We start from the raw sequence: 2965 nt of genomic DNA, 5'->3' as shown, positions 1-2965 counted from the left end.
CTGCACCGCATGTACGGAGCCGGCGACGGAACCGTGACCGACGTAGCCAACGAGGCGTCCCACTCCAACTGGAAGGGCGTGCGCGTCACCCACCGCGGTGACTGGACCGGCGACGGCTACGAGGACCTCATCGCCGCCCGGCACGACGACGCCGCCGACGCCGACCGACTGTGGGTCCACCCCAACAACGGCTACGGCTTCGCCTGCACCGACTGCACCGAGGAAGACGGCGGAGCCCGCCAGGAACTCACCGTCTACGACGACAACAACAACCACTGGCAGAACGCCGACCAGATCCTCGCCATCGGCGATGTCGACGGCGCCCTCGACTACGACGGCGACGGAACCCCCGACACCCCAGGGCACCCCGATCTCCTCGTCAAGCAGGGCGACCAGCTCTGGCTCTACTACGCCACCGACGACAACCGCCTCGACACCGACCACGACCCCGTCCTCCTCGGCGACAACACCTGGGCCAACACGGACCTCTTCGCCCCCGGCGACACCAACGGCGACGGCCACGTCGACCTCGGCGCACGCGACCGCACCACCGGCGACGTCTACATCTACCCCGGCACGGGCAACGACGGACTGCCCGACCTCGCGCACGGCGTGAAGGTGCCGACCACCCTCACCACCACCGCCAACCCCCTCCTCACCTCACCCGGGGACGCCGACCACAGCGGCGCCTTCGACCTCTGGTACACCCAGGTGACCGGCTCCGGCACCAAGCTCGTCGGCCACCGGGACCCCGCCACCGGCAAGTCGACCAAGGTCGAAATGCCTGCGGACTTCGCCCCCTTCCGCACCATCAGCTAGATACCGAACGTCAACGCTGCCCGGAAGAACGGCCCGGTCGCCCCTCGGACCAGCGAGGAGCGGCCGGGCCGCGGGCAGAAACTCGTCGAGACCGGGCACCTCCCGAACCCCCGGTTCCCCCTCACCCGCCACCCCCGCCCCTGGCAGGGGCGATACGCCCCGATCGCGCGGGTCTGCTCCACCGCCTCACCCCGCCTCGCCCTTCCACGCCCGACAATCCATTCACCATGATGCATTGACTTCACGAATAGTGAAGCCCTAGCGTCCGTCGCGTCACGCCTCGGCCGCTTCCGCGGAGAGTCGCGCCGTCCATGCCAGAGCCGCTCATGGAGGACCCGCACCATGTCCACGCCGCAGACCGCCCCGCCACGGGCCCGCAGCGGGCCCACTCCGCTGCTGCTCCTCCTGCTGGCCTTCGTGTGCACGCTGGAGGGGTACGACACGGCGTGCTTCGGGGTCACCGTCCCCTCGCTCCTGGCCGACCACTCGCTCGGTCTGGACACGGGGACGGCGGGGAACATCGGCTCGTACACGTCGATGGGCGGCATCCTCGGAGCGGCGCTCGCCGCGAACGGGGTGCGCAGGTACGGGAGTCGGCGCGTGCTCCTGTGGGGCATCGCCCTCTTCACGGCGGGCATGCTCGCCTCCAGCCTCGCCCCGGGCGCCGGCGTGCTGGCCGCCGCGCGCGCGGTCGTCGGTATCGGGCTCGGCGTCGTGATGCCGACCGTGACCGCTTATGCCGCCGAGTTGTCGCCGCCTGATCGCCGCAGTCGCAACGTGGGCCTGATGATGACCGGTTACGCGCTCGGTGCGCTCGCCTCGGCGCCGCTCGGCGCGGTCCTCCTGCCGGAGCAGTCGTGGCGGTGGATCTACGTCGCCGGTACGGTGCCCGCCGTCGTGCTGATGTGCGTCGCGCCCCGCTTCTTCCCGTCGACCGGGCGGGCGGAGGCCGCCGAGAGCGGGTCCTCCTTGCGGCATCTGCTCCAGCGCGGCACGCTCGCGGTCACGCTCCTGTTCTGGGGGCTGTCGTTCTTCGGTCTGTTGCTGGTGCTGGGCGTCAGCACCTGGCTGCCCACGTTGATGCACGAGAGCGGCTACTCGCTGGGCTCGTCCCTCGTCCAGACGACTGTGATGTGGGCGGGCGCGGGGGTGGGGATGGCCGCGGGAGGGCGCGTCGCCGCCGTGATCGGCATCAAGCCGGTCGTCGTCATCGCCTTCCTGAGCGGCGCGGTGGGCGTGGTCGCGATCAGCGCGGGGCCGCCGCTGTGGCTGCTCTTCGTCCTCATGTTCCTCGGCGGCCTCGGTTTCATCGGCTCGCAGTCACTGACCAACACCTTCGTCGTCACCCGGTACCCGGAACACCTGCGGGGCCCCGGGCTCGGCTGGGCGCTCGCCGTGGGCCGGATCGGCGCGGTGGTGGGCCCCTCGCTCACCGGCTGGACGCTGGACTCGGGCCTGGGCGTGCGCTGGTGCTTCTACCTCCTCGCCCTCGCCGGCGTCTGCGGCGCCGTCCTCGCCGCGTGCGTCCCGGCCGTCCGTACTCCGCAGCAGGTGAGGGGCGGCGCGAAAGCGGTCCGCGCGGAACCTGCCTGAGGCGGCGTCCACCGGGTACCCGACGGTGCGTCAGCGAAGGAACGCACCATGACGGAGGACGAGATGGCGCAGACGAAGACGAAGAAGACGTCCGGCACGACAGCGAAGAAGACCTCCGGCACGACCGGCAAGAAGTCCGCCTCCGCCGCCGGGAAGACGGTGGGCGGGAAGGCGAAGACCGCTTCGGGGAAGAAGGCGGCGGGCAGCGCCCTCGCGCAGAAGGGCTCCGGGAAGAAGACGACCGGCTCCGGCTCCGCCTCGGCGGCCGGGAAGACCGTCGCTGCCTCGAAGCCGACGAAGGCGGAGAAGAAGGCGGCGGCGAGCGCGCTTTCCCAGGCCCCGGCCACGAAGAAGAAACCGGGCAAGAAGATCCTCACCGCCGCCGCGAAGACCCTCGCGGACCGCAAGGCGAGCAAGAAGGCCCGCTCCGAGGCGGCGGGCACGCTGGCCCGCGCGGCAGCGGCGGCGATGCGCTGAGCCGCCCCGCCCCGCCCCGCCCCGCCCCGTACCGCCCCACCCCGTACCGCCATCGCCCGCGCCCCGTCCCCCTCGG

The 2965-nt window shown here is 71.8% G+C and carries 3 protein-coding genes; all 3 read left to right on the top strand.

Annotated features, from left to right (window positions below):
- Window positions 1–33 precede the first annotated feature (33 nt).
- Window positions 34–819 (top strand): hypothetical protein, encoded by a 786-nt coding sequence (locus G3I42_RS25315; protein WP_203607318.1) that lies wholly within the window; start codon window positions 34–36, stop codon window positions 817–819.
- Window positions 820–1161: 342 nt separating this feature from the next.
- A complete protein-coding gene (locus tag G3I42_RS25310) occupies window positions 1162–2412 on the top strand; it encodes an MFS transporter (RefSeq protein ID WP_164289623.1) in 1251 nt (416 codons plus the stop codon).
- Window positions 2413–2460: 48 nt separating this feature from the next.
- The gene (locus G3I42_RS25305) at window positions 2461–2889 is read left to right on the top strand and encodes a hypothetical protein (protein ID WP_164289621.1); all 429 of its coding nucleotides are present in this window, start codon (window positions 2461–2463) and stop codon (window positions 2887–2889) included.
- Window positions 2890–2965: the final 76 nt, after the last annotated feature.

Source organism: Streptomyces sp. SID11385 (assembly GCF_010548245.1).
Lineage (GTDB): Bacteria > Actinomycetota > Actinomycetes > Streptomycetales > Streptomycetaceae > Streptomyces.
The sequence above is the reverse complement of the archived record's forward strand: the minus strand, read 5'-3'. Positions and strand labels throughout refer to the sequence as shown.